The sequence below is a fragment of the Rhizobium sp. 11_C7_N12_5 genome (assembly GCF_051811145.1).
In the GTDB taxonomy this organism is placed as follows: Bacteria; Pseudomonadota; Alphaproteobacteria; order Rhizobiales; family Rhizobiaceae; genus Rhizobium; species Rhizobium lusitanum.
In genome coordinates this window covers 550817-570274 of record NZ_JBPWPY010000001.1, presented here as the reverse complement: position 1 = coordinate 570274, position 19458 = coordinate 550817, and the positions used below count along the sequence as shown (strand labels likewise).

Below are 19458 nucleotides of genomic sequence, written 5' to 3'. Positions count from 1 at the left end.
GCATCAGTGATAGTCTTCCTCGCGCTGAGGCCTGATCGCCAATATCGTCACCGTCTCGCTATCCTCGATTTCAAACAGCGCGACGTAACCGGCAGACCCAAACGGAATGACGAGCTCGCGGAGAAATGGATTATCCACCGATGCCTTGCGGCAGCTGAACGGAAAGTCCGCTAACATCTTCATCGCACTTTCAATGACCGAAATGGCACGTTTGGCGGGGTTCTCATCGCGGTCGAGCAGATAGGCATAAAGCCGCTTGATATCGTCACGAGCCGAGCTGGCATAGCGAACTGCATATTTCAATTTGCTTTGCGCGCTATCTTTGCTGCAAGCATCTCCTTCAATTCGCCAACCACCTCATCGGCGCTATAATAGATCCCTGTACGCTTGGCTTCCTCTCGCGCAGCCAAGCCGTGCGCGATGAATTCCGCGTGTGCCCGTCTGTGATCGATTTGAGCCCTTAGCGAATTCTCCACAAAAGCCGAGAGCGTTTCCCCCTCTTTCAGCACACTCTCAGCGGCGGCGCGCAGTTCCGGGTCGACTCTTAACGAAGGAATGGAAGCGGATTTCATGACCCACCTTTGTGCGTTGCAATTGCGATGCAATTGGAACATGTCAACGCTCATGTAAACGTCCGCGGTTAATTGAAGTCTTGTAAGACAGTGTGAGTATCCTCATCCGCCATTTTTAAGCAGACTGTTCAGACTTGAGTCCTAAATGGACACATCGCTCGATCCACCGGTTAAAAAGCCTCATGCCCCCCATCTATCGTAAGTCCAAGCTGCTCCGCCGTTCCCGCGTCTTCTGGGGTTCATTTCAGCTCTGGCGGCCGCGATTGGTCTTCTGGACGGGGGCTCTAGCGATCGGCGTGATCAGTGTCGGCTTTGCGAAGCTTGCCGATCTGGCGCAGCGCGCCTTTGCGGGTGTTACCCATTCCGGAGAATGGACTTGGCTGCTGCCGCTCGTGCTGACGCCGCTTGGCTTCGTGCTGTCAGCCTATCTGGCCACGACCTTGTTTCCCAACGCGCAAGGGAGCGGTATTCCGCAGGCAATCGCCGCGCGGCATCTGCATCACCCCGAGGACCGTACGAAACTGCTGTCGCTACGGCTTGCCTTCGGCAAGATCGTGCTGACCGTTCTCGGGCTCCTCAGCGGCGCCTCGATCGGCCGCGAAGGACCTACGGTGCAGGTCGGCGCGTCCTTCATGCTGGCCGTTGCCCGCTTTGGCGGCATGGCGCAGGCGAAGGGGTTGATCCTTGCCGGCTCCGCGGCCGGCATCGCCGCAGCCTTCAACACGCCGCTTGCCGGGATCGTCTTTGCGATCGAGGAGATGAGCCGCACCTATGAATCGCGTGCCAACGGCCTGGTATTGACGGCCGTCATCCTTTCCGGCCTTGCAGCCCTCGGCCTTTCCGGCAGCTATAATTATTTCGGCACAGCAGATGCCGCGCCGACGATGCTCAGGGATTGGATCGTCATGCTGATCTGCGGCGTCGGTGGCGGCGCTCTCGGCGCCACCTTCAGCGGATTTGCGCTCTATGCCGGCATCCGCATCCGCCGCTGGGCGCAGCCTCAGCCGCTCCAGCGCATGCTGATCCTTGCCGGCCTGTGCGGCCTCGTCGTGGCCGCCATCGGCGTCTTCTCGGGCGGCCAGACCTTCGGCACCGGCTACGACCAAGCCCGCGGCGCTGTGGAGGGACATGCCCTGCCCGCGCTCTTCTTCGTCGAAAAGCTGCTTGCGAGCTTCCTGTCGATGATCTCAGGCATTCCCGGCGGCATCTTTGCGCCTTCGCTTGCCGTCGGCGCCGGCTTTGGCAGCACGGTCGGCCAACTCGTCGGTGGCGGTGTCGCACTTGCGGCAATTCTCGGCATGGCCGGCTATTTCGCCGGCGTCGTCCAGGCACCGATGACGGCCTTCGTCATCATCCTGGAAATGACGGGCGACCATCAGGCAGTGATTCCAATCATGGCGGTCTCGATGATCGGTTATGTGACGTCGCGGCTGCTGTCGCGCGAGCCGCTTTATCACGGCCTGTCGCGCGTCTTCATCGCGGCGGCCATCCGCGCGCGGCGTGCCATGGAGAAGGAAGCGGGCGAGGAAACCGCCGCTCACTGAAGGTCAGGCCATCAGCCTCGTGACCGCGGCACCGTCAGGCTGCGCCACCGCATCGGCGATGGTCGTCGAGAAAAGAACCTTGCGGGTTGCATCGGCGACCCTGGCGAAGACATGCCGGATTTCGCAGGTCTGCTCACCGTCACAATCGTCACAACGACGATAGGCGGTGAGCGACAGACAGGGCAGCGGCGCCAGCGGCCCGTCGATAACGCGCAGGATCTCGCCGAAGGTGATTTCGTCGGCCGGCTTGCGGAGGAGATAACCTCCCTGCTTGCCGCGCCGGCTGATCACGATGCCCTGATGCTTCAGGTCGAGAAGGATCTGCTCCAGAAACTTTTTCGGGATCCTTTGCTGCGCCGCGATATCGGAAATCATCATCGGCGCGCCTGCCTCGGACTGGGCAAGGGCCGATAGCGCACGCAGCGCATATTTTGCTTTCTGAGTAATCATTTCGAACCGCTTACACACACATGCGATACGTTCGGCCGATCGGTTCAGCCGGATCGTTTGAGAACTCTGCAGACTTCGTCCACGGCTAATTCCGGAGCGAAGACACCAATGGGGCAACGTCGGGAAAACGCTGGCAACCCAGCCTTGTTTTCATTCTTTTGTCTCTATGCTCATAGTTTAACTCAAAATCCGCCAATACGCATCATTTTGGCCATCACTTCCGATTTCCGTTTGACAAGCTATGTGTAACTCTACTATTTCTATAGACATTAAAGCAAGCACTTAAAGATGGCTAGCCATTTCAGGTGCTTCCGAGCAGCCGCTTCAGGTGGCAAAACGCCTTGGTTAACAGCCGAGGCGGTCGCTTTTCCTTATCGGCGCAGCTTCATGGAGATATTTACTCTCCAGCCGCTTGCTTTCGAAATCTATTTTTCTGTCCGCTGCCCCTGCGAGCTGCGATACTCCTGAGAATATCAGGACAGGATCCCCCATGACTGCCATTACCCTTATTGAAGACGCCGCGACGCTGAACAGCCGCTTGGCATCGCTCGATCTTGCAGGCCGTCTGTCCCTGGTCGCCAGCCTTGGCGGCCGCGCCGTGTTCACGACCTCGCTCGGGATAGAGGACCAGGTCATCACGGCGGAGATCGGCAACCATCGCCTGCCGATCGAAGTCGCGACGCTGCAGACCGGCCGTCTCTTTCCTGAAACGCTCGCCTTGATCGACGAGACGGAAAGCCAGTACGACATCCATATCGTCCGTTACGAACCGGAAAAGGCTGATATTGACGCCTATGCCGAAAAGTACGGTCTCAACGGCTTCTACGAGAGCGTCGAAGCCAGGCATGCCTGTTGTGGCGTGCGCAAGCTGAAGCCGCTTGCGCGTGCACTGTCCGGCGCCACGATCTGGATCACCGGCCTGCGCCGCGGCCAATCCACCAACCGCGCCGATACGCCGTTTGCCGAATTCGACCCGGAGCGCAACCTGATCAAGATCAATCCGTTGGCCGATTGGGATATCGATGCTATCCGCGCATACGTCGCGGATAACAGCGTCCCGGTAAACCCGTTGCATGCCCGCGGCTATCCGTCGATCGGCTGCGAACCCTGCACCCGTGCCATCAAGCCAGGCGAGCCCGAGCGCGCCGGCCGCTGGTGGTGGGAGAACGACGAAAAGCGTGAATGCGGCCTGCATGTTCACGAAGAGGCCACGGTCGCCGCTCAATAGCATACCTCGCCGGTTCCCGGCTCCGATCTGAAGCGCGTTTCATCGCCGCCGATCTACCGGGAACCAACGCAGCCATTCTTTCCGGCCAAATTTCCGGTCGGGACAATTGAAGTTCTGGAGTCATACATGCCCGATAGCCGTCCGGATACGGAACTTTCCAATCCGCAAAGCGTCAAGCCGCCGCTCGATCCGCACCTGAAGGCGCTGGAAAACGAAGCCATCCATATCTTTCGCGAAGTTGCGGCCGAATTCGAGCGTCCCGTGATGCTCTATTCGGTCGGCAAGGATTCCTCGGTGCTGCTGCATCTGGCGCGCAAGGCCTTCTATCCCGGCCGCATCCCCTTCCCGCTGCTGCACGTGAACACCGGCTGGAAATTTGCCGAGATGATCACCTTCCGCGACGAGATCGTGAAGAAGTACGATCTCGACCTGATCGAGCATATCAACCCGCGCGGCAAGGCGGAGAACATCACGCCCTTCACCCATGGTTCGGCTGGCTACACCGACATCATGAAGACGGAGGCCTTGCGCCAGGCGCTGGATGCCGGCCAGTTCGATGCCGCCTTCGGTGGCGCCCGCCGCGACGAGGAGGCTTCGCGCGCCAAGGAACGCATCTACTCCTTCCGCACGCCCGATCATCGCTGGGATCCGCGCAATCAGCGCCCGGAGCTCTGGAACATTTATAACGGCCAGATCCGCAAGGGCGAGAGCGTGCGCGTCTTCCCGCTCTCCAACTGGACCGAGGTCGACATCTGGCGCTACATCCAGGCCGAGGACATTCCGATCGTGCCGCTCTATTTCGCCGCGAAGCGCCCGATCGTCGAGCGCGACGGCATGATGATCATGGCGGCCGATCCGCGGCTCGAATTGCTGCCGGATGAAGTCAAGCGCGAGGAACTCATCCGCTTCCGTACGCTCGGCTGCTTCCCGCTGACCGGTGCGATCCGCTCCACCGCCACGTCCCTTGAAGAAATCATTGCAGAGCTGGAAATCGCCACGGTTTCCGAACGTCAGGGCCGCGCCATCGACCGCGACCAGTCCGGCTCCATGGAAAAGAAGAAGCGTGAAGGATATTTCTGAGATGACCGCAAACGCCAACGCCGCCGTCACCCTGCCCGCTGTCGGGGCCGCCGCCGAACCGGCCAAGGCCGTCCGCGACTCGCGCCCGCTTCGCTTGCTCACCTGCGGCAGCGTCGACGACGGCAAGTCGACGCTGATCGGCCGCCTGCTCTGGGATACCAAGGCGGTCAAGGAAGACCAGGCCGCCACGCTGCAGCGCGATTCCACCGGCAAGCAGAACGATCTCGGCTTGCCCGACTTCGCGCTCCTGCTCGACGGCCTGCAGGCCGAGCGCGAACAGGGCATCACCATCGATGTCGCCTATCGCTATTTCTCGACCGACAAGCGCTCCTTCATCGTTGCCGACACGCCCGGCCATGAGCAATATACCCGCAACATGGCGACGGGCGCTTCCACCGCCGATCTGGCGGTGCTGCTTGTAGATGCCCGCATGGGCATTCTGGAGCAGACGCGCCGCCACGCGACGATCGCTTCGCTGCTCGGCATCAAGCAGTTCGTGCTGGCCGTCAACAAGATCGACCTGACGAACTACGACCGCGCCGGCTTCGAGAAGATCTCGCACGATTTCCGCGAATTCGCCCTTTCGCTCGGCGTCAAGCAGATCACGGCCATTCCAATGTCGGCGCTGAAGGGCGAAAATGTCGTCTATTCCGGCCAGGCCGCCATGCCCTGGTACAATGGCCCGACGCTGGTCGAGGCGCTGGAATCGGCAACCGTTCGCTCGGCGCAGACGGTCGGCTTCCGTCTCTCTGTGCAGCGCGTCTCGCGCCCCGGCGAAAGCTTCCGCGGCTATCAGGGCACGGTTGCCGGCGGCTCGGTGAAGCCGGGCGACAGCGTCATGATCCTGCCTTCGGGCATGGTCGCCAACGTCTCGAAGATCGTCACCTTCGATCTGGTGCGCAACGCCGCCGTTGCCGGCGATGCGATCACGCTCGTCCTCGACCGCCAGGTTGACGTCTCGCGCGGCGACATGATTGTCGCGATCGACAGCCAGCCGCAATCCGGCCTCTCCTTCGATGCGCAGATCGTCGCGCTGCAGCCTGAGGGCATCGAGCCGGGCAAGCGCTACTGGCTGAAGAGCGGCAGCCGCCGCCAGCGTGTGCAGGTGCAGCCGATCGCTCAGCTCGAACTGAAGACCGGCGCCTGGGCACCGGCTCAATCGCTGTGGATGAACGCCATCGGCAAGGTTCGCCTTTCCTTCGACGAAGCCGCCGTCTTCGACCCATACGACCAGAACCGTTCGACCGGCTCCTTCATCCTGATCGATCCCGAGAGCAACAACACGGTCGCCGGCGGCATGATCACCGGCAAGCGCACCGATGTCGGCGGTATCCACAAGGAGGGCCAGCGCGTTCTCCTGTCCTTGCCGGCCGATCTCGCCGAGCAAATCATGGCGAGCGAACTCTTCGCCAGCCGCCGCGACGAGACGGAAGTCCGCCGCGTCACCTCGGCGCAGGCCGCGGAAATCTGGTCGAACGCAGCCAGCGATATCTGATCACGGCTGGGCATTCAGCAGCAGAGAGGCCGACCTCCGTCGGCCTCTCTGCTGCTGAATGCCCCCCTACACTTGGGATCAGCGCAATATTTCGCCGAGAGCCGCCAGAAGCCGTTCGCATTCGGCGTCCGTTCCAATGGTGATGCGCAGGTAGTCGCCAACGCGCCCCCGGGAAAAACGCCTTATCAGAATTCCCCGGCTCCTGAGTTGTGCCGCCAACTCCGCGCCCGATTGATCCGGGTGCCGCGCGAACAGAAAATTGGCAGAGGACGGCAGCACGTCGAAGCCGAGTTCTTTCAGCGCCATGGAAAGGCGTTCCCGGCTGGCAATGATCAAATCGCGATGTTTCTCGAACCAGTCCCGATGAAAGGTGCCGTAGGGGTTTTCGTTGGTATTCAACTTGATCACATCGCCCATGGCCGGCTGCTCCCCTGCGACATAGGGGGTCAGGGAATGGACAATGGGACTCCAGAAACAGTCATCGTGATTTCCAAATTTTGGCGGTTGCGGGCGGGTTTGGCGTCGCGTGGTTCAATTTTACTGTCTAATGGAGCAAATGCCACCATCGAACGGCATGTTTCGGCAGCCAAACTCCAAGAGCTTTGGTCCTTTGCCTTGTCCCACATTTTCCAAGCCACTTATGCGGGACCGGATTAATCGCAAGACCCGCTCTCAGAGTTGACCCGACACCATCTGCATGAGGAGCGTGATACGGTGAGACCGGAAAGCGGGCCTTATCCTGCCGTGGCGCTCAAGCTCCGCCAATCCGTGGAGTGCCGCCCAGAAAGTTTCGGTAGCGGTATCCACATCCTGGGAGAACGGCGCGATCACGGTCGCCATAGCTCCGAAACCCGCACGGAGCGGTGCCGGCGTGTCGGACCTGGCGAAGCGAAGGCCGGTTGGAAGGATAAACATCGCCTCGTACATCGCAGGCCGGGCGAAAGCGAAATCGAGATAGGCGGTCGCGACGCCTTCCACTGATTCCTTTGGCGTGGAGGATGGCCGGATCGCGGCGCGGAGTATCGTGGCCAATTCGCCGAAGCCCTCAAGAGCGACCGCTCCGACGATCTCATCGCGATTTCCGAAATGCGAATAGAGAACGGGCTGGCTGTATTCTATCTCGTCGGCGAGACGCCGGATCGTGACGGCAGGCCAGCCATCACGTTCCGCGATCGTCCTCGCAGCGACGACTATCCGGCGTTCGCGCTCCTCACGTTCCCTGATCTTGCGTTCGCTGCTGCCCACCTCATGCCCTCATCTTCATGCGCGCGAATTTTGTAAGTCCAAAGCTATCAAAAAGAGCAGCGATTGACAATCTAGCGATGCTAGAATATATTTCGTTGCTAGAATATCCAGAACGGCATGATTCATCAGCGAAGAGAAAATCAATGAATCTTCCAATTCAAACTTTCACGGGCGCAACGACGCTCGAAAACGTCCTCGTCTGGCTGGCCGCCGCGGCGTTCCTCGTCGGCGCTATCGTCAACGCGAGTGGTCAGCCAAAAATCCGCGCGGGTTTCGTGCAACTTGGATTCCCATTCTGGTGGTGTTGGGTAACGTCCGCCCTCGAGCTTGTAACCGCGTTTTTGTTGATCACAGCCGGCACCCGCTACATCGGGGTCGGATTGGGTGCCTGCATCATGCTCGCCGCAATTGCGTCCATTGTCCGTATCCGGAATTATCGGGAACTCCCGCCGCCAATGCTGTTCCTACTACTGCTGATACTGGCCGGTCTCAGCGGCCTCGCCTGAGCATCTTGCGGCAAGCAGAGGCGGCACCATGAGAACCAGCGCGTAACCGGCTGGATAACGGTCTCCATCGCCGCGGCATCGGGTGTCGTCCGAACTCCCGTCATCAATCCATCTCGAAGAAGACGCCAGACGGAGCGAACTCGCTTCCGGACAGCACAAAACAACGGCCCGAAGGAGGCCAAAACCAGCATGTCAAATCGTACAGCAAGCACAGTCGTCGTCTATCATTCCGGCTACGGCCACACCCAGCGGATGGCGGAAGCCGTCGCGGAAGGTGCGGGCGGAGTGCTTTACGCCATCGATGCAGACGGCAACCTCTCCGATGACGGATGGGCCGCGTTGGATGCCGCCGATGCCATCATCTTCGGATCGCCAACCTACATGGGTGGCCCGAGCTGGCAGTTTAAGAAGTTCGCGGACACTTCCTCGAAGGCCTGGTTCACCAATAAATGGCAGGACAAGGTTTTCGGGGGCTTCACCAACAGCGCCAGCCTGAACGGCGACAAGCTCAACACGCTTGAATACTTCGTTCTTCTGGCAGGACAGCATGGGGGACTGTGGGTCAGCCTGGGGATAAAGCCAGCGAACGTGAAGGCGTCGACGCGGGACGATGCAAACAGGATGGGATCGTATATCGCGCCCATGGCGCAGTCCGATGCCGACGCAGCCCCGAACGAAATGTCGGTCGGCGATCTGGAGACTGCCCGGACTTACGGCGAGCGCGTGGCACGAGTCGCACAGCGGTTCGCGTTGGCTCAGGACGCCTGAGGCCGTGTCCTGACTCCCGGCATATGAAAGGCAGATGAATCTGGCGAGCAGAGCAGTCGTTTTCAGCATCACCGACCGACCCGCGACGCAGCGGTGCAATCGCGTCAACAAACACGACATAAACGGAAGTCACTCGCTCTGCTCGCCCGGCTACGCCGCCATATAGGGCTCTGCCTAATCGCCAAGCATGCCGCGTGCATCGGCACCTTCGCAAAATCCGCTGTTGGCGCAAAGTTGCCGCCGACACAGTTGCTATCTCATTCCGCAATTTTGCATCGCCGTTGAAGAGTGGCCCGGATAGGCCTTGATTCAAGCTTTGAGAGCAACGGGCAAGACTTCGCAGCTCTTTGCAAAGAGCCGCTCGCCGACAAAATCGACGAACACGCGGACCTTGGGCGACAAATGACGGCTCGAGGGCCAGAGCACATGGAAATGGCCGGGCTCATTGATGAAATCATCGAGAACAGTTCGCAACTTTCCTTCCGCAAGCGGACTGCGCGCGAGGAAATCCGGCATGCATCCGATGCCAAGGCCGGCGACCGTGGCACCGCGCACGGCTTCCATATTATTGCAGGAAAAAGCCGTTCGCATGCGCAGTTCTGGCTCGCCCTCCGGCAAGGTCAGGGGCCAATCCTGCAGCTTGCCGCTGTTCGGAAAGCGAAACCGCACCGCCACATGCTCATTGAGCGCGCGCGGGCAATCGGGAACGCCGTGGCGCTCCAGATAGCTGGGGGCCGCGCAAAGCAGCATCTGAAACGGCCGCAAGGTGCGTGACATCAGACGCGAATCCGGCAGATCGCCACTGCGGATCGCCACATCGACCCCCTCCTCGATCATATCGACGATGCGGTCGTTGAAATCGATGTCGAGTTCGACATCGGGATAGCGGGCCACGAATTCCGGCACGATCGGCAGCAGGAAATGATAGCTGACGATGGGAACGCTGACACGCAGCCGCCCGCGCGGCACCGCCACCGCCTGCGCAAGCGAGGCCTGCGCGTCGTCGAGATCGTCGAGCACGCGTCGGCAGCGCTCATGAAAGAGGCGCCCCTCCTCGGTCAAGCGGATGCTGCGAGTGGAGCGCTGCAGCAGCCGAACGCCAAGCTGCCGCTCCAGATTGCTGACCGCCTTGCCGACCGCTGAGGCCGAAAGGCCAAGCACGCGACCGGCAGCGGCAAAGCTGCCGAGATCCGCCGTCCGGACGAAAGCATTCAAGCCGCTCAAGCGATCCATGCGCACCTCATTCAAGCGTTTTTTTCCGGTATATATGGAGTTATAGCCTTATTATCATCCGATTACAGCAAAACTATCTTCATCGGGTCATTTGAAGCCCATGGGCGAAGGCGTTCAAGCCTTCATCGTTCCCAAGCCGCCCGTGGGCTCGCCCTTGCTCAAACCCAACGGAAATCCCGATGACCCTCAGCAAGACAAAGGTCGCAACTGCGACCGAAAAACTCTTCGTCCTCGTCGCAGTCTGCTGCGCCGCAGCGGCGATGCCCCTGACCTTCACCGGCCCGGCCGTTGCCTTGCCGGCCATCGGCCGCACGCTCGGCGGCAGCCCGATCGCCCTCAACTGGGTGACCAATGCCTTCATGCTGACCTTCGGCAGTTGCCTGATGGCGGCCGGCGCGCTTGCCGACAGTTTTGGCCGCCGGCGCATCTTCCTGACTGGAGTGGGGTGTTTCGCGCTGTTTTCGGCCGGACTGGCGTTTGCCGGCAACATCGTCTGGTTCGACATATTGAGAGCCCTGCAGGGCCTCGGCGCCGCCGCCGCTTTTTCGGGCGGCATGGCATCCCTTGCCCAGGAATTCGATGGCACGGCACGCATGCGGGCCTTCAGCATCGTCGGCTCAAGCTTCGGCGTCGGTCTGGCTTTCGGGCCGATTGCCTCCGGCCTGATGATCGATGCGTTCGGCTGGCCCTCTATCTTCCTCCTCGTCGTTATACTGGCTCTATTCGCGCTCGGCCTCGGTGCGCGCTTTCTGCGCGAATCCCGCGATCCGGATGCGGCCGGGCTCGACTGGCCGGGAGCGCTGAGCTTCACGCTCGCCCTCACGCTCTTCACCTATGGCGTGCTGCGCGCGCCGGAAACCGGCTGGAGCGACCCGATTGTCATTATCTTGCTAGCCGGCGCCGCATTGCTCCTCCTGGCCTTCGGCATCATCGAACGTAGCGTGAAGCGGCCGATGCTGGATCTCACCTTGTTTCGCTATCCGCGTTTCGTCGGCGTGCAATTGCTGGCGGCAGCGCCGGCCTATGCCTTCGTCGTGCTGCTGATCCTGCTGCCGGTGCGCTTCGTCGGCATCGAAGGCATGAGCGAGATTGCCGCCGGCCGAATGATGATCGCCCTTTCGGCGCCGCTTCTCATCCTACCGATCGCCGCCGGCCTTTTGACGCGCTGGTTCAGTGCCGCCGCTATCTGCGGTGCCGGCCTTGTCATTTCGGCTGTGGGTCTCTTCTGGCTCAGCCATTTCGCTGCCGGTTCGGCGTCGTCGGCGCTGATCGGCCCGCTGCTGACGATCGGCGCCGGCATCAGCCTGCCCTGGGGCCTGATGGACGGGCTGGCCGTCAGCGTCGTTCCGAAGGAACGCGCCGGCATGGCGACCGGTATCTTCAGCACCACCCGCGTCGCCGGCGAAGGTGTCGCCCTTGCCGTCGTCAGCGCTGTTTTGAGCGCCTTCATACAGTCCAATCTCGGCACATCGGCGGGCGAGCACGCGGCCACCACGGCGCAACGGCTCGTCACCGGCGATCTTTCCGCCGCGGCAGCGAACGCACCTGCGATCGGACAAGCCGCACTGATCCACGGTTATAGTGATGCGTTCAGCGCACTGCTTTGGCTCCTGACCGCGATCACCGCCATCACCGCGATCGTCGTCTTCTCTTCCCTCGGACGAGGATCGTCGAGCGACACCAGCGAAGCCGCGAACCAGGTGCCCGACGACGACGAGGCTCTGACGGAGTCGGAGGCATAAGCCGGCGAGAGGCATGCCAGCAAGGCAAATCGAAGGCCAAAGAACGCAGAAATCTTTGCCACAACGCAACGGAATGTTTCGCCGCCACATAAATTGTGCGCGCCGCATCGCATCGATCGCAGCCTTTGGAATGGCAGAAGACTGGAGTTTAAATGTGCCGCTGCTATATCATATCCCAATGATATCAGACCGGTTTTTTAAGATTATTGCATGGACCTATATCGCGGCGCTCATCGCCGTGACCTTTGCGCATCTCAATTGGCAAGCCGCGTTTGGCAATCCCTTCGACCTATTTCGTGCCGGCGCGCTTTGCGTGGCCGGCATGCTTGCGCGACTGGCCTACCCGCAGTCGCCATCCTTCACCTGCCTCTTGATGATCGGCAGCGTGTTGGCACTTTGGCTTTCGCATTTCCTGGCGAGCGGCGATTCCGGTTCATCCCTTGATATCATCATCGGCATGATTAGCGGTCTTTGGGGCATCATGATCGGCGCGGCGCTCAGCAAGCTGATATCTCCGGCTTCGAAACGAACCGTGTCGTACTGAGCAAACCGGCGCCTGCCTCCTCACGCCAGCTTGACAGTGGCGCAGGCATGCTTGGCTTTTGCCCTCGCCTGAGCGCATGTCGGCTCGGCCTCTCCAGTCGCATCTGCCACTCCGCTGAGCCATTCGAACGACAGCCGAGGCCGTCCTTTTCAGCGATCTATTCTTAAGAATGACTATTGCGCAGCCAATATTATGGCGCACTTACTATTTGTATTTGCAGATGTTGCTTTCCTGCAACTGGAATTTAAAATTCACGAAAAAGTCATCCCGAGAAAAATATATCATATAACTTTACAGGAATTCGTCTTTAATAGCGAACAGAAGCGGGTGGGGCCCGTTTCTCCCGAGTCGGGGTTTTTAAACAGGGATAGGGTCAAGGCACGTCGATTTTTCGACGCGACAGCCTGTGCCCAATCTATATTGGATTGGAGTTTTTATGAACATCAAGAGCCTTCTTCTCGGCTCCGCTGCTGCTCTGGCAGTAGTTTCTGGCGCTCAGGCAGCCGACGCTGTCGTCGCCGCTGAGCCGGAACCGCTCGAATACGTCCGCATCTGCGACGCGTACGGCGCTGGTTATTTCTTCATCCCGGGCACGGAAACCTGCCTGAAGGTCGGCGGTATGGTTCGTACCGAAGGCAAGTGGTACAACGCTTACAACCCGGCTGACCGTTACGGCACGCTGTGGCACACCCGCGCTCAGCTGAGCGTCGATACCGCATCGGACACCGAATACGGTCCGCTGAAGACCAACACCGTCTATCGTTTCGACTGGCAGGATGGCGGTTCGACAACCACCAAGCTGCTGTTCGCCAATATCAGCCTCGGTGGCTTCACCATTGGTAAGGCCGACTCGCAGTACAACTCCTACATCGGTTACGCCGGCAACGTCATCAACGACGACGTTGTTTATGACGGTCCGTACGAACTGAACCAGTTGACCTACAACTACGACGCAGGCAACGGCTTCACGGCTGTGATCTCGGTCGAAGACAGCAACTCCGGTTCGGGCGCCAAGGGCGTCAACGGCGAAGACAGCTCCGACCACTACGCTCCCGACGTTGTTGCCGGTGCCGGCTACAAGGTTGGCAACTTTGGCTTCAAGGTTGTTGGCGGCTACGACTCGATCGTCGAAGAAGGCGCCATCAAGGCCCGCGCCGATGCCGACTTCGGCGTCTTCAAGGCCTTCGTCATGGGCGGCTGGAACACCGACGGCGACAAGCTGAACAAGTACGCAAGCTCGAACGGCGCTGGCCCGGCCAAGACCATCGGCTGGGGTGACTGGGCTGTTTGGGGCGGCGTCACCGTTCCGATCGACGCCAAGCTGCAGGCCAACGCTCAGGTTGCCTACACCGACTCGAAGATCTTCGCTGCGACCGCCAACCTTCGTTGGAACCCGGTCAAGAACCTCCTGGTTCAGCCGGAAGTTTCATACACCAACTGGGACTCCATCAATCAGGACCAGTGGGCTGGCGTTCTGCGCTTCCAGCGTAGCTTCTAAGACCTCGTTTTCGAGATCTGATCTGACTTGACCCCTGATCGGATGGGGACTGGTCCGACTTCCAGCGAAGTCGGGCCGGTCCTTCCGAGGCAGGGGTTAAATTTTGGGGTCCGTGCCTCTCAAACGAACAACAGCGGCATCCGTAGAGAATTGTAGAATATCTCACCCAGACAGACGATCCGCAAATAGGCGCTGAAGACCGGATCTGTCAGTAAGATGGAATGGCGGCGCCGCAGCCAATCTCCTTCATTTTGCCCGCATCAACATCATCGACATCAAGCATTTTTTGTCGTAGAGACAACTCATGTCGATCATCTGCGTATACGCCTCGCGATTTTATTCGTACCGCTGCTTTCAGCGGAGGCGGGCCTGTGCGTAGTTAACACTGACGCGACACCAAAGACCCGAACAGCCGCTAGTCTACCTGGCGGCTTTTTTTGTCGCCGCGGTATGATCTTACAAGGAACCGATACCGTGCTGAATTCCACTGATGATTTGCGCATTGTCGAGATCACGGCGCTCACGCCGCCCTCTCGCATCATAGATGAGATCCCCCGCGACGAAGCGGTGACGACAACCGTCACCGAGGCGCGCAACGCTGTCCATAACATCCTGCGCGATGAGGACGACCGGCTGATCGTGGTCATTGGCCCCTGCTCCATCCACGATCCGGATGCCGCGCGTGAATATGCGGCATGGCTGAAGGAACAGCGCGACCGTTTCGTCGACGATCTCGAGATCATCATGCGGGTCTATTTCGAGAAGCCGCGGACCACCGTCGGATGGAAGGGTTTGATCAACGACCCGCATCTTGACGGCAGCTATCGCATCGAGGAAGGCCTGCGCATCGCGCGGAAACTTCTGGTCGATGTCAACGAAATCGGTCTGCCGGCCGGTTGCGAATATCTCGATACGATCACGCCGCAATATATCTCCGATCTCGTAAGCTGGGGCGCGATCGGTGCGAGGACGACCGAGAGCCAGGTGCATCGGCAATTGGCGTCCGGTCTCTCCTGCCCTGTCGGTTTCAAGAACGGGACGAATGGCGATGTGCGGATCGCGCTCGACGCCATCGTAGCGGCTTCGCAGCCGCATCATTTCCCGGCCGTGACCAAGGAAGGTCTGGCGGCGATCGCCTCGACACGCGGCAACGAGGATTGCCACCTGATCCTGCGCGGCGGCAAAGAGCCGAATTACGATGCGACCAACGTGCAGGCCGTATCGGAACTGGCATTGAAAGCCGGGCTCGAGCCGCGGATCATCATCGATGCCAGCCATGCCAACAGCAGCAAGAACCCGGAAAACCAGCCGGTGGTGGTCAGCGCCGTGGCGGAGCAGATATCGGCCGGCGACCGGCGCATCAAGGGCATGATGATGGAGAGCAACCTCATCGCCGGCCGCCAGGATCTCGTTCCCGGCAAGCCGCTGGTCTATGGCCAGAGCATCACCGACGGCTGCATTGACTGGCAGACCTCCATCCGCACATTGGAGGATCTGGCGCAAGCTGCGCAGGCAAGGCGGCGGCTTGCCCGATAAGGCAAGCCCAACCAGAACAGGCGGCTTTGATTAAGCGCGTCGATAGTGCGCGAGGCTGAGATAATGCTTCCGAGGCCCGCGCACGTGCCACATCTCGGCCCAGGCGTCCGGCCCTCGAAAGAAAAAACGGCCCCGGTAAAGATCGGGGCCGCAATGATGAACGACATGCTGTGACGCGCCGTCACCGATACGGATGAATTCGGCAAGGCCGGGAAAGCGGACGACGAGATCTTCAACCGCATCGTCAAGCCGATAGGTGCGGCTGCTTCTAAGCGTCGCATGATCGCTGTGCGTATCGCCATGTTCTTCGAACTGGACAGGCGTCACAAAAGCCTGCCCTTCGAATGTTACCAGCGAATGATTGAGGCGGTCGATGATCCGGCGCCTCACATCCCATGTGCCGAGATAGGGTTTCAGCCGTCCGATTGAGCTGTTCCCCGCGTCAGGACGCCGCGCGCTGCGCTGCGTCGGCATGCCGGACCGGAAGCTTCCAGCCGGGCCTGACGAAGTGGCAGGTATAGCCGTTCGGATAGCGCTCCAGATAATCCTGGTGTTCCGGTTCCGCTTCCCAGAAGTCGCTGACCGGCGCTACCTCGGTGACGACTTTGCCCGGCCACAGGCCGGAGGCGTCGACATCGGCGATCGTGTCCAGAGCGACCCGCTTCTGCTCCTCGCTCGTGTAGAAAATCGCCGAGCGGTAGCTCATGCCGACATCATTGCCCTGGCGATTACGGGTGCTCGGATCGTGGATCTGGAAGAAGAATTCCAGAAGGTCACGGTAGCTGATCTTCTGCGGATCGAAAACGATCTCGATCGCTTCGGCATGCGAACCATGGTTGCGATAGGTGGCATTGCGGACATCGCCGCCGCTGTAGCCAACGCGCGTCGAGATGACCCCGTTGTAACGACGGATGAGATCCTGCATGCCCCAGAAACAACCGCCGGCGAGAACTGCACGCTCCGTAGTCATCTTACATCCTCCACTTGATCGATATAGGCACCATACCCCTCGGCTTCCATGCGGTCACGCGGCACGAAGCGGAGGGAGGCGGAATTGATGCAATAGCGCAGGCCGCCACGATCCTGCGGTCCGTCCGGGAAAACATGGCCCAGGTGGCTGTCGCCATGCGCCGAGCGCACTTCGGTGCGCACCATGCCGTGCGAGATATCGGTCAGCTCGCTGACATTGGCTGGTTCGATCGGCTTGGTGAAGCTCGGCCAGCCGCAGCCAGAATCGAATTTGTCGGAAGAGGCAAACAGCGGCTCCCCCGATACGATGTCGACATAGATGCCCGACTGCTTGTTATAGAGAAGTTCGCCCGTACCGGGGCGCTCCGTGCCGCTTTGCTGCGTCACGCGATATTGCTCAGGGGTAAGCTTGGCTATCGATTCTGCTGTCTTGCTATAATTGCCCATGTTGTTCTCCTTGCCCTTGGCACGCATTTCAAACTTGACCGGGACCAGCGAAAGGAAGCGGGTTGGCGGATATCAAGCTCGATCAGCGTTATGGGAGTGGTTGCGAGGCGAGATATAGGTATCGCCGGTCCAATTTGCCATATCGATCACGAGCGCGTGACACTCCACGGTGTCGGCGCTCAATCGCCCGTTTGGCAAGAGGCGGTGTAGATTGCGGCAAGCGCCTCGATGCCGGCCTGATCATCGCGATCGAAGCGGCCGGCAACCGGACTATCGAGATCGATGACGCCGAAAACCTTTCCATTGCGGACCAACGGCACCACCAGCTCCGAGCGCGAGGCCGCGTCGCAGGCGATATGACCGGGAAAAGCATGAACATCTTCCACGAGGATCGACTGTGCCTTCTCGACCGCCGTTCCGCAGACGCCGCGGCCGACGGCTATGCGAACGCAAGCCGGCTTGCCCTGGAACGGCCCGAGCACAAGCTCGCTACCCGACCGCAGGAAATAGAAGCCGGCCCAATTGAGATCGGGCAGCATCTGGAAGATCAGCGCGGATGTATTGGCTGCATTGGCAATCGAATCCGCCTCGCCATCAAGCGAGGCTTGCAGCTGGCCGGCAAGCTCGCGATAGAATTCGGGCTTGCTGTCGTGCTCAATCGTCTTCTCTGCAAACATCGCACACTGCCTTCTTAAGGATCTCTTCTCTCAGGACCAGCGTCAGTCCTTGTCATCCGGATCGTCCGGCGGGCATGGCCAGACGGAGGGCGCCTGCAGCCACGAGGGCAGCTTCGTCGTATTGTCGCCGCAAGCCAGATTGATCTGCGCCTGCTGGAGGCCAGTGGCAGCCGTCAGATCAAGACCTTCGATGCGGGTCAGGTACATGAAGGCCCCGCCGAAGGAGACCGGCCCCTGCATCACCGCGCCGGCCAGCGTCGCACGGGAGAGATTGGCAAAGGAGAAATTCACGCCTGACAGGACCGCCTTGTCGAAATCGGCGCGGCCGAGCTCGGCCTTCTGGAAATCCGCATTGGCAAGCTTAGCGCCGCCGAATTCTGCCCGTTGCAGCTCGGCATTGGCAAAAGATGCGCCATTGGCAGACGCATTGCTGAAGTCGGAGCGATAGGCCTCGATCCTTGAAAAATTCGCGCCGTCGGCAAGGACTGTCTTCAACCATGCGCGCACCAGCGTCGCCTTTTCAAGATTGGCGGAGGTCAGATTGGCGTCGCTCAGATCCGTGCTGTCGAAGTGAGCGCCGGCAAGATTGGCGCCGTGCAGATCGCTGCTTGGCAACATGATATTGGTCTTGCTGCATCCGCTCCAGTCGAGACCGGGCGCTGCGACATTGCCGCAATCAGCGGCGCGCGCAGGATCTCCGCCTGAAGCAAGGAGAAATGCGGCACCTAGAGCCAACACACCGACGCCGGTTGCAATCCCCGGCTTTTGTCCGATAGCGTCGCGAGACCACGCGCCATAGCGCTGCCGCCGCCACGCAAGTCCCTCTCCGGCCAACCCAGCCACCCTTTCAACAAGACTCATCCCGTCACTCCGCTTCTGCGCCCGCAAGCCGTCCGACGGTCGAGTCGGGTGCATGCGCGCCTCCTTTGTATATGGTGCTTTGGGCGACAAAAAGAGCCGGTTTTGCAAAAGCAGATCCTCAACGCGGTCTGGATGTCCGTGGCGCGCGATAACGGCGCGCACAGCCTTGAAGGCAACTCAACGAACCTCCAAGGGTATGGCCAGCTTCGCCGTAGTACAACGCCGCTCTGATGACTGCTTTGGGTGGATTTTTCGGGAGAAAGATCAGTGTTTTAAGCTGGTCGGAGTGGAGTGATTCGAACACTCGACCCCCACGTCCCGAACGTGGTGCGCTACCAGACTGCGCTACACTCCGTGACCAGCGGCGCTTCTATAGACCAGCCATTTTTGATGCACAAGCACCAATCTCAAAAAACCGTTTGATTTTTGACGAAAAGATTACAGGGCCGCTGCCTAGAAAATCGGCAGGAAACAGGCGCTGGAAGGGCCGGCGTGCAAAAGACGCAACAGATTGACTAAAATCCCACTTGTACACGCGGATGGGAATTTTCTTTTGCCGGCTTTGGCGCTAAAGCCCTAGGCGGGACAGGTGGAAACGTCGTGGGACAGCGGCCTTTCCGCGACCGAATGCGTGACAGAAGCTCAAGGACGACACGATGAATATCCGCATGATCACCGCGGCGGGACTGTTGCTGGCGCTAGCCGGTTGCAGCACCACGACAGCAACGACAACAGGCCTGCCGCTGATGGCGAGCAACCCCGTTCAGGATCGCTGGGAAGGCCAGTCCGCTGGACGCTTCTTCGCGGCCTACGGCCCGCCGCTCTCCGACCGCGACGAAAGCGGCAATCGCGTCTATACGTGGCGCGGCGGCTACAAGACGATCACGATCGCGACCAAGGATGGCAAGAAGGGCGGCAAGCGCTATCTCAGCTGCAAGGCCGATATCGTCACCAATCAGAGCTATGTCATCCGCTCGGTCCACATCCTCGGCGACCAGCCGGGCGTCAGCGGCTCGTCCTATTGCGCCGAACTTCTGGCTCCGCCGGAAAAGGCGAGCTGAAA

General features: G+C 60.1%; 22 protein-coding genes and 1 tRNA gene. 11 read left to right on the top strand and 12 right to left on the bottom strand.

The features are described 5' to 3' along the window. Positions 1-3: 3 nt before the first annotated feature. The gene (locus AB8B29_RS02740; protein ID WP_113119246.1) at positions 4-303 is read right to left on the bottom strand and encodes a type II toxin-antitoxin system RelE/ParE family toxin; all 300 of its coding nucleotides are present in this window, start codon (positions 301-303) and stop codon (positions 4-6) included. Then, the gene (locus AB8B29_RS02735; protein ID WP_113119281.1) at positions 300-572 is read right to left on the bottom strand and encodes a YlcI/YnfO family protein; all 273 of its coding nucleotides are present in this window, start codon (positions 570-572) and stop codon (positions 300-302) included. The genes AB8B29_RS02740 and AB8B29_RS02735 overlap by 4 nt, the downstream gene beginning before the upstream one ends. A 182-nt stretch (positions 573-754) precedes the next feature. Between AB8B29_RS02735 and AB8B29_RS02730 the strand changes: the two genes are divergently transcribed. Beyond that, positions 755-2116, top strand: coding sequence for a chloride channel protein (locus AB8B29_RS02730; protein WP_037193561.1), 1362 nt, complete (start codon positions 755-757; stop codon positions 2114-2116). 3 nt (positions 2117-2119) lie between these two features. Here the strand turns inward: AB8B29_RS02730 and AB8B29_RS02725 are convergent, their stop codons facing one another. After that, positions 2120-2566, bottom strand: a complete 447-nt coding sequence (locus AB8B29_RS02725) for an RrF2 family transcriptional regulator (RefSeq protein ID WP_037193559.1) — start codon at positions 2564-2566, stop codon at positions 2120-2122. A gap of 490 nt (positions 2567-3056) precedes the next feature. On the opposite strand from AB8B29_RS02725, the gene AB8B29_RS02720 reads away from it, so the two are divergent. The 3 genes from AB8B29_RS02720 (at position 3057) to cysN (ending at position 6369) form a co-directional block, all read left to right on the top strand. Beyond that, positions 3057-3794: a phosphoadenylyl-sulfate reductase gene (locus AB8B29_RS02720; RefSeq protein ID WP_047560551.1), complete on the top strand. Its 738-nt coding sequence runs from the start codon at positions 3057-3059 to the stop codon at positions 3792-3794. 126 nt (positions 3795-3920) lie between these two features. Beyond that, positions 3921-4874, top strand: a complete 954-nt coding sequence (gene cysD, locus AB8B29_RS02715) for a sulfate adenylyltransferase subunit CysD (protein ID WP_047638858.1) — start codon at positions 3921-3923, stop codon at positions 4872-4874. Between the two features lies 1 nt (position 4875). Then, positions 4876-6369 carry a sulfate adenylyltransferase subunit CysN gene (cysN, locus tag AB8B29_RS02710; protein WP_047560559.1) on the top strand — a complete coding sequence of 498 codons (1494 nt, stop codon included), beginning with the start codon at positions 4876-4878 and terminating at the stop codon, positions 6367-6369. Between the two features lie 78 nt (positions 6370-6447). Here the strand turns inward: cysN and AB8B29_RS02705 are convergent, their stop codons facing one another. Next, on the bottom strand, positions 6448-6786 hold the full coding sequence (locus tag AB8B29_RS02705) for an aminotransferase class I/II-fold pyridoxal phosphate-dependent enzyme (protein WP_113119247.1): 339 nt from the start codon (positions 6784-6786) through the stop codon (positions 6448-6450). A gap of 255 nt (positions 6787-7041) precedes the next feature. Then, entirely contained in the window at positions 7042-7614 is a 573-nt protein-coding gene (locus tag AB8B29_RS02700; protein WP_047638859.1) for a TetR/AcrR family transcriptional regulator, read from the bottom strand. Between the two features lie 143 nt (positions 7615-7757). Between AB8B29_RS02700 and AB8B29_RS02695 the strand changes: the two genes are divergently transcribed. Next, a complete protein-coding gene (locus AB8B29_RS02695) occupies positions 7758-8120 on the top strand; it encodes a DoxX family protein (RefSeq protein WP_113119248.1) in 363 nt (120 codons plus the stop codon). Between the two features lie 189 nt (positions 8121-8309). Continuing rightward, entirely contained in the window at positions 8310-8888 is a 579-nt protein-coding gene (locus tag AB8B29_RS02690; protein WP_037193541.1) for a flavodoxin family protein, read from the top strand. Between the two features lie 309 nt (positions 8889-9197). On the opposite strand, the gene AB8B29_RS02685 is transcribed toward AB8B29_RS02690, so the two are convergent. Further along, positions 9198-10121 (bottom strand): LysR family transcriptional regulator, encoded by a 924-nt coding sequence (locus AB8B29_RS02685; protein WP_113119282.1) that lies wholly within the window; start codon positions 10119-10121, stop codon positions 9198-9200. A gap of 179 nt (positions 10122-10300) precedes the next feature. On the opposite strand from AB8B29_RS02685, the gene AB8B29_RS02680 reads away from it, so the two are divergent. The 4 genes from AB8B29_RS02680 to AB8B29_RS02665 all read left to right on the top strand — a co-directional run bounded on the left by AB8B29_RS02680 (position 10301) and on the right by AB8B29_RS02665 (position 15441). Beyond that, positions 10301-11863, top strand: a complete 1563-nt coding sequence (locus tag AB8B29_RS02680) for an MFS transporter (RefSeq protein WP_439006124.1) — start codon at positions 10301-10303, stop codon at positions 11861-11863. Between the two features lie 13 nt (positions 11864-11876). Next, the gene (locus AB8B29_RS02675) at positions 11877-12407 is read left to right on the top strand and encodes a hypothetical protein (RefSeq protein ID WP_246703056.1); all 531 of its coding nucleotides are present in this window, start codon (positions 11877-11879) and stop codon (positions 12405-12407) included. A gap of 436 nt (positions 12408-12843) precedes the next feature. Continuing rightward, positions 12844-13905 (top strand): porin, encoded by a 1062-nt coding sequence (locus AB8B29_RS02670; protein WP_037193535.1) that lies wholly within the window; start codon positions 12844-12846, stop codon positions 13903-13905. A 450-nt stretch (positions 13906-14355) separates the two neighbouring features. Beyond that, complete coding sequence (locus AB8B29_RS02665; protein WP_167669521.1) at positions 14356-15441, top strand: 3-deoxy-7-phosphoheptulonate synthase; 1086 nt, start codon at positions 14356-14358, stop codon at positions 15439-15441. Positions 15442-15471: 30 nt separating this feature from the next. Here AB8B29_RS02665 and AB8B29_RS02660 read toward each other — a convergent pair whose 3' ends face one another. The 6 genes from AB8B29_RS02660 to AB8B29_RS02635 all read right to left on the bottom strand — a co-directional run bounded on the left by AB8B29_RS02660 (position 15472) and on the right by AB8B29_RS02635 (position 18750). After that, on the bottom strand, positions 15472-15915 hold the full coding sequence (locus AB8B29_RS02660) for a DUF6314 family protein (protein WP_113119250.1): 444 nt from the start codon (positions 15913-15915) through the stop codon (positions 15472-15474). After that, positions 15884-16411, bottom strand: coding sequence for a peptide-methionine (S)-S-oxide reductase MsrA (gene msrA / locus AB8B29_RS02655; protein ID WP_037193529.1), 528 nt, complete (start codon positions 16409-16411; stop codon positions 15884-15886). Before msrA ends, AB8B29_RS02660 begins: the two co-directional genes overlap by 32 nt. Continuing rightward, positions 16408-16857, bottom strand: coding sequence for a peptide-methionine (R)-S-oxide reductase MsrB (gene msrB, locus AB8B29_RS02650; protein WP_037193527.1), 450 nt, complete (start codon positions 16855-16857; stop codon positions 16408-16410). The genes msrA and msrB overlap by 4 nt, the downstream gene beginning before the upstream one ends. A gap of 179 nt (positions 16858-17036) precedes the next feature. After that, a complete protein-coding gene (locus AB8B29_RS02645; RefSeq protein WP_113119251.1) occupies positions 17037-17534 on the bottom strand; it encodes a GAF domain-containing protein in 498 nt (165 codons plus the stop codon). 42 nt (positions 17535-17576) lie between these two features. After that, a complete protein-coding gene (locus AB8B29_RS02640) occupies positions 17577-18395 on the bottom strand; it encodes a pentapeptide repeat-containing protein (protein ID WP_081938704.1) in 819 nt (272 codons plus the stop codon). 278 nt (positions 18396-18673) lie between these two features. Then, positions 18674-18750, bottom strand: a tRNA-Pro gene (locus AB8B29_RS02635). Positions 18751-19051: 301 nt separating this feature from the next. Between AB8B29_RS02635 and AB8B29_RS02630 the strand changes: the two genes are divergently transcribed. Continuing rightward, the gene (locus AB8B29_RS02630) at positions 19052-19456 is read left to right on the top strand and encodes a hypothetical protein (RefSeq protein WP_037193522.1); all 405 of its coding nucleotides are present in this window, start codon (positions 19052-19054) and stop codon (positions 19454-19456) included. Positions 19457-19458 lie beyond the last annotated feature (2 nt).